At 52.8% G+C, this 6,394-nt stretch carries 6 protein-coding genes and 1 riboswitch; of the genes, 1 reads left to right on the forward strand and 5 read right to left on the reverse strand.

The features are described 5' to 3' along the window. Positions 1–79 precede the first annotated feature (79 nt). Positions 80–1,600: an MBOAT family protein gene (locus tag NDI45_RS16020; protein ID WP_348247914.1), complete on the forward strand. Its 1,521-nt coding sequence runs from the start codon at positions 80–82 to the stop codon at positions 1,598–1,600. 12 nt (positions 1,601–1,612) lie between these two features. On the opposite strand, the gene NDI45_RS16025 is transcribed toward NDI45_RS16020, so the two are convergent. The 5 genes from NDI45_RS16025 to NDI45_RS16045 all read right to left on the reverse strand — a co-directional run bounded on the left by NDI45_RS16025 (position 1,613) and on the right by NDI45_RS16045 (position 6,170). Next, entirely contained in the window at positions 1,613–1,873 is a 261-nt protein-coding gene (locus tag NDI45_RS16025; protein ID WP_190790252.1) for a hypothetical protein, read from the reverse strand. A gap of 188 nt (positions 1,874–2,061) precedes the next feature. Then, positions 2,062–3,561, reverse strand: coding sequence for a Na+/proline symporter (locus NDI45_RS16030; protein WP_348247915.1), 1,500 nt, complete (start codon positions 3,559–3,561; stop codon positions 2,062–2,064). A 12-nt stretch (positions 3,562–3,573) separates the two neighbouring features. Continuing rightward, positions 3,574–3,714 carry a hypothetical protein gene (locus NDI45_RS16035; RefSeq protein WP_348247916.1) on the reverse strand — a complete coding sequence of 47 codons (141 nt, stop codon included), beginning with the start codon at positions 3,712–3,714 and terminating at the stop codon, positions 3,574–3,576. Then, a riboswitch (TPP riboswitch) is annotated at positions 3,706–3,805 on the reverse strand. It overlaps the preceding gene by 9 nt. 24 nt (positions 3,806–3,829) lie before the next feature. Further along, the gene (locus NDI45_RS16040; RefSeq protein WP_348247917.1) at positions 3,830–5,152 is read right to left on the reverse strand and encodes an S-layer homology domain-containing protein; all 1,323 of its coding nucleotides are present in this window, start codon (positions 5,150–5,152) and stop codon (positions 3,830–3,832) included. 151 nt (positions 5,153–5,303) lie between these two features. Continuing rightward, entirely contained in the window at positions 5,304–6,170 is an 867-nt protein-coding gene (locus NDI45_RS16045) for a radical SAM protein (protein WP_348247918.1), read from the reverse strand. Positions 6,171–6,394: the final 224 nt, after the last annotated feature.

Genomic DNA, 6,394 nt, shown 5'->3' on the forward strand with positions numbered 1-6,394 from the left:
ATTACGAATTGCAAATTACCAATTCCGAATTACCTTTGGTATCATGCAACCGAACTGCTGCATCCCCTGAGTCGTCGCTATGTCTTTTCTCTCAATTACCTACGGTTTGTTTTTGCTGAGTACGTTGGGAGTGTTCTGGGCGGTTGTCCCTTTGGGGCACTCTGAAACAACCGGGAAGCGATCGTTTCAGCTCTGGGTGATCCTGATTGCCAGTCTGGTGTTTTACAGTTCGCTGCAAATTCAGTATGTGCCGCTGCTGCTGATGTTGACGGGCATTACGTTTTATATCGGGCGGGCGATCGGCGCACCAATGGACTGGCGGGTAGACGATGACGAGTGGCAGTTTGCTCAGCAGGATTGGAACCAGCGACGGCTGAAGCTGCTCTGGGTGGGCATTACTTTGAATCTGCTCTTGCTGCTGGGCTTTAAGTATGTGCCGTTTGTGCTGGAGTCCGTTGGCGCATTAGGAGCAACCGGGGCACCAGCACAGGCAGACTGGGTAAAAACGAATATTATTGCGCCGTTAGGGATTAGCTTTTTTAGCTTTGAGTGCATTGCCTATCTGGTAGATGTCTACCGGGGTGCGCCTGCCACCCATGATTTTTTGAAATTTGCGACGTATAAGCTGTTTTTTGCCAAGTTTATTTCGGGTCCGATTACCCGCTTTCATCCGTTTGCGGCTCAGCTTCAAACCCTGCGGTTTCCGATGCCGAGCCAAATGGCAGAGGGGTTATGGCTGATTGCGTCGGGCGCGGTAAAAAAACTCTTGCTGGCAGATCATTTAGGGACGATCGTTGGCTTGATTTTTGGCAATATCGAACGTGCAGGAAGTGGCGATTTGTGGCTGGCAACATTTGCCTATGGACTACAGCTTTATCTCGACTTTAGCGGCTATGTGGATGTGGCGCGTGGCAGTGCCCTGCTGATGGGCATCGAGCTACCGCAAAACTTTGACTTTCCCTACTTTTGCACCAGCATTGCTGACTTTTGGCGGCGCTGGCATATCACGCTAGGCGACTGGCTGCGAAATTACCTTTATTTCCCGCTTGGCGGATCGCGTCAGGGCATTGCCCGCACTTGCCTGAACCTGATTATTGTCATGCTGCTAGCAGGCATCTGGCACGGAGCCGCCTGGGGCTTCATCGTTTGGGGCTGTTTTCACGGGCTGGCACTGGTGGTTCATCGCCTCACCGATGCGTTGTCCAAGCAGTGGCACTGGCTCGGCATCTTCTGGAAAACCGTTCCAGGCATCTTGTCTGCCTGGACGATGACACAGCTCATGGTGTTTACCACCTGGATTTTCTTCCGACTGCCCAACCTGAAGGATTCTGGGCTGGTAATTTCGCGGCTGTTTGGGCATGCAGGAGACATTCAGTTTGCCCAAAAGGTATATGTCGAAACGCTGCAAATCGATCGCCTTCACCTCGCCTTACTACTCTGGGCGATCGTTGCCGGAATGGGCATTGCCTATCTGTTTTATCGCGGCTTGAAGCTCCAGCTCAACTGGGCCGTCAAACTCATGCTGGTTCCACTCTGTCTGTTTGCGGCATGGCTACTTGCCCCCAATGAGAGCCAGCCCTATATTTACTTCGATTTTTAGATGGGTGGCTGATTAACCCCACTCATTTAGCTCTTTCTGCAAAAAGGGATCGATCGGCTGACCGTCTTTGCGCTTGAGCTGAATTTCGATCGCCTTAATCAACCCCGAATCTGCCGGAGCAGGTCGCTCGTGAAAAATCACTTCATACTGGTTAGGGTCTTCGTTGCGCTGACGCAGCCAGTCCTGCACTCTAGTCGTGGCAAAAAAGGATTGCCCCTGCTCAAACATACGGCTGACTTGGAGCTGGAGGCTGAAGGGATTGTAACGCGGCATCGGCTGTTGCCCTATCTGTAACAAACGTATTTCCTATCTTAGAGGATGTTTGAAAAGCGATAGCGGTCTCAAAGTCCCACAATTTGGGGGATTTAGGGGGCGGTGTAGGACAATTAACGCTATTCAAACAGCCCTCAATTGCTCTGCTCTGATGCTTTTTAATGGAATCTAGCGCGACTCTGTAAACCTTATTCCATCATCTCCCGTACTGCCTCCACTCGATCGCTATAAGGCTGAATCTGGGTTTGCAAAATCGAGAAATCAAACAGGCGTGAGTGACCCTGACGGGCGGCGATCGTTGTCCAAGCCAGCACAATCCCAGCAGAGACAATCACGGGGACGATAAAGCTCACCAGCAGATCGCCTGCAAAAGGCAGGGGAGTCCAGGCAGTGAAATCTGGTTTGGGAAAGAACAAGGCTCCGGCAGCAATGCCGATGACTGCACTCCAGAAGGCGATCCTTCCGGTGATCTGGCGGGCATAGAGTCCGTAAATCACGGGGAAAACGGCTCCCGCGCAAACCAGATCAGCCAGCAAAAACAGATACAGCACATTAAAGCCCTGAGCCGCAATGACGATAGCCGGAAGCCCGATCGCTACGGTGATCAGACGCGAGGCACGCAGTAAGCCGCTTGTTTGCAGGTGGGGCATCAGCCGCATCAGATCCACTGTGAACAGACTGGCAACGGCGTTTAGCAGCGAAGACATAGTACTCATCACCAACGCCAATGCCAGCACCAGCACACCCATGAGGAACCAGACAGGCAACTCTAGCCGCTCTATCAGCGAGAAAAAGGCGCGATCGTCGGTAAAGCCAAACTGGCTGGCAAGCAAACCCAAACCGCCCGCGATCCACAGCATCGGCAGCGTGCCCAGAGCTGCACCAAAAAAAGCGCGAGTCACAGTGGCATTCGTGCGGCAAGCGTAGATGCGCTGCCAGTTGGTTTGGTTAAACATTTCGGCGGCAATAATCGCAATAATCAGCGTTGCGCCGAATTTAATGCCGGGCAGATTCCCCAGCGACAGCAGTTCGGGCGTGTTGATTTGAATTGGCTGGAGTGCAGCCCCCAATCCATTCAGAGAGACGATCGCCACCCCGGCACAAATGACCAGCAGCGGCACGATCACAACCAACTGAACCGCATCCGTAAACACGGTCGCCCCCATTCCGCCGTAGGTTGTGTATAGAAACGTTGCTGTGATTACCACGAGCGCAGTCCAGATCAAAGGCACATCTGCAATAATCTGCACCGCTTTGGCGATTCCGGTCAGCTCGGCCGAGAGAAAAATGAACATATAAAATAGAATGATCGCCAGCGTCAGCCCGTACATGGCATTGCCGAACCGATACAGCACATATTCATTCAGCGAGTGCCCGTGGGGCATCAGCTTGCGAATTCGAGGACCAATCAGCGAAATGATTGCTGCCGGAGCCGCTTGCCCAATTCCGTAGCCTATAATTCCGGCGATGCCGCTCGTTGCGCCGACTTCTGGCAGGCTAAACAAAATCCACACGCCCATTGCAGATGCCAGAATCGTGGCAAACGCCAACCAGCTTCCAAATCGATTGCGGCTAATCAAATATTCTTCTAAGTTAATCGTTTGCTGACTGGCGTGGATCAATCCGAGCAGCGCAAAGCCACCCGCCGTCACCAGCAGCACCATTAATCCGATCGCTTCAACTGTCATGGAAAAATTCCCCTAACTTGAGCCATTCAAGCTGAGGGTTGAAATGAGAAATGACCTCGTTTTGACGATCGCTCCATGACCGCGCAGAAAATCCACACAGCCCGTCATCAGGTTGGATCGATCGCCCGTCGGTTTTGGTGCAAGTGACCGCAATCAACGCTTTCCTACGCTGGCATTACCCAGTCTCAGGTTCCGAGGGTATAGTCTCAGCCTGACACAGAATCAGGCACCCCTAGCTTAAGGGAAATCATACCATTCCTGGTTCCGATTAGGGTCCAGTAGGTGCAGGCTTCGTACCGCTCTGAAGTGCATCTTTTGCCGTCACGCTATCCGTAGACGTGCCAAATTGCCACAATACAGCAGCGGCTTCGGCTCGGCTCACTGCCTTTTGCGGTTGAAACAGGGTGGTATAGCCAAATGCGCGCCGGATATTGGACTGATCGCCATTTTGAAAATCTGCCAGCACTGCCTTGAGAGCCGGGGGCGCGATGCGGGCGGTATCTTGAAAGCCCCAAGTTTGCTGCACTGCGTCGATCGAGGCATTAGGAAGCGGCTGGCGGGTGTCGATCGGCACTTTCCAGAAAATCAAATCTTCGCGCGTCAGGGGGGCATCCGGGCGGAAGGTGACGGTTGTGCTGCTGCCCGACAGGGGACTGGGAATTAACCCTGCATTTGCCAGAGCTTGAATTGCACCGAAGTCCGGGTCGGTCGATTTGACATCCTGAAAGGCAGCCTGCTCGGTGAGTGAAGCTGCCCGGATCTGACGCGAGGCTTGATTGACATAAAGCAAATTATTCGTTGTCAGTAGCCATCGCGCATATTCGCGGCGGGTAATTGCCTGATTGGGCTTAAATTCGTTTGCGCCCGCTGGGGCAGCATTGGTTCCCCGAAGCGGCAGCGCGTTCAGCTGCTCTAGATCCACAATGTACGATCGCAGCCCATCAGGAGCCTGATCCAGATCGGTAAACGCAGTCGCGGCGGCTGAAGTCGAGGGGTTTGGCGATCGGGCAGCCGAGTTTCCGGGCAGCACAGGACCAATAAAGTCAGGATCGCCGGGTTGAGAGACAGCACCCGGAGAATTCGTTGCGGTGGGGCTGGATGGGGAATTGGCTTGAGCCGTATCGCTAAACTGATAGGCGATCGAGAAAAGTGTGCGGGATGGATCAATTGCAGGCTGAATCGTAACAATTGCCTGGAGCCCGTCTTTAGTTGCAACAAGAGGCTGTCCGGGGGTTGCAGGTTGAGTGAGCTGCCATCTATTTTGGCTCAGTTCGGTCTGGTAAAACTGCTGCACTTGATCGGTTGAGCTGGGAGCTGCCCATTGAGTCTGTGTGGAGCTATTCAATCCGCTTCCAGGAGTTGCCTGCACAAGCTGAGCCTGTGGATAGCGGGGAATTTCGGCAGGAAAATCAGCCGGAAACTGGGTTTGAGTCCCCTCTGTTTCTGGGGAAGCCGTTGGGCTAGATTGCAGTCGGGGATCAGCCGCGATCGATCGCTCTAAAGACTGCGCCCAGGGGCTATTCGAGCAAGCACCCAGAGCAAGCAGCGAGGACATCAAGCTGGTTAGAACGATCGCACGTTTAGCAGACACGATAATTCTCTGACTACACCACTACAATCCTACGCTAGCAGATCAAAACTGGAGGTGTGCAGTTGGCTGACGAAATATCCTCCATTTGACAGAAGCTTTATTGATAGTCCATCAAGCTTTAGTGCGATCAGGCATTCGTCGTCCTGGCATATTAGCTAGCACAGGAAACAGAACGGTAATCGTCTGGCACGGGTAATTGGTCTAAATGCTTCCAGCAAACGGTGCAGGCAGGGAGTTCGTGCTGAACGGCGTAGGGTTCGTGAACAGTATCGAGCCAGTCGAAAAAGGCGCGAAAGTTTTGGGTCACAATCGCGGTATCGGTGTGAATATCGCCAAGCTGAAAATGAGCGGATTGGTTTTCGATCGCAAATGGGCAGGCATGAAATTTGCCTTCGCTAGTCAGCACCGGATAGCAGTGGGGACAGCGGGAGTTCACCTTGGGGCGACTGGCCTCCCCGGTAAACGGATCAACGCCGCGCCCGGAATCCACGATGTCGGGATGACCGATCGCGATCGTGCCTGGATGCGCTTTCTCGTATGTCTCTAGCAGGTCTAGCGATTTGCGCGGCATTTGCAGTGCGCCGTCTCCGGTGGCGATCGAGTAGTTGAGCGAAGCGGTCGTGCAGTTGAGCGGATCAGACTGGAGGATTTGCAGCAGCCGTTCTGCCTGAATTCCGTTGGAATAAATCACGATCGATCCCTGAAATTCTCTTTGCCGTAAATAGCCGATCGCCCAAATCACATTTTCGGGATGCAGCGTCGGTTCCCCGCCAAAAAACTTCAGCGTTCCCTCAGGAGTGAGCACGATCGTTCGTAAAGCCGCCTCTAAATGATCGATCGTGTAATCGTGATACCATCCCTTCGGCGTTCCGAATACCGTGCAAAAATCACAGTCGCGGTTGCACTGATTTCCGGGGTAAAGATGAAGTTCTAACAGGCGATGTGAAACAGTTCCTCCTTCAGAGTAAACGGCTTCGATAACACCTTTGGCGCGGGGTTGACGCTCCTTGAAGACCATAGAGCAGAATATTCCTTAGTGGCTTAGCAGATGAAACATAGACGGTGAGAGCTTTTTTAACTCATCGTCCTACGCGAATGATAACGTGCATGTTCAGGAGAATGCTAATACCGATTCAATTTTTATATGCTACAGATGGGAGGAGGAGAATTGAGGGCTAACGAGTATGGTTGGCGTTTGCAAAATCAACATTCAAGAGAGCAAAGACGACTTGAGATTACTTC

Origin of the sequence: Leptolyngbya sp. GB1-A1, assembly GCF_039962475.1 — a bacterium.
GTDB lineage: Bacteria > Cyanobacteriota > Cyanobacteriia > Elainellales > Elainellaceae > Leptolyngbya_A.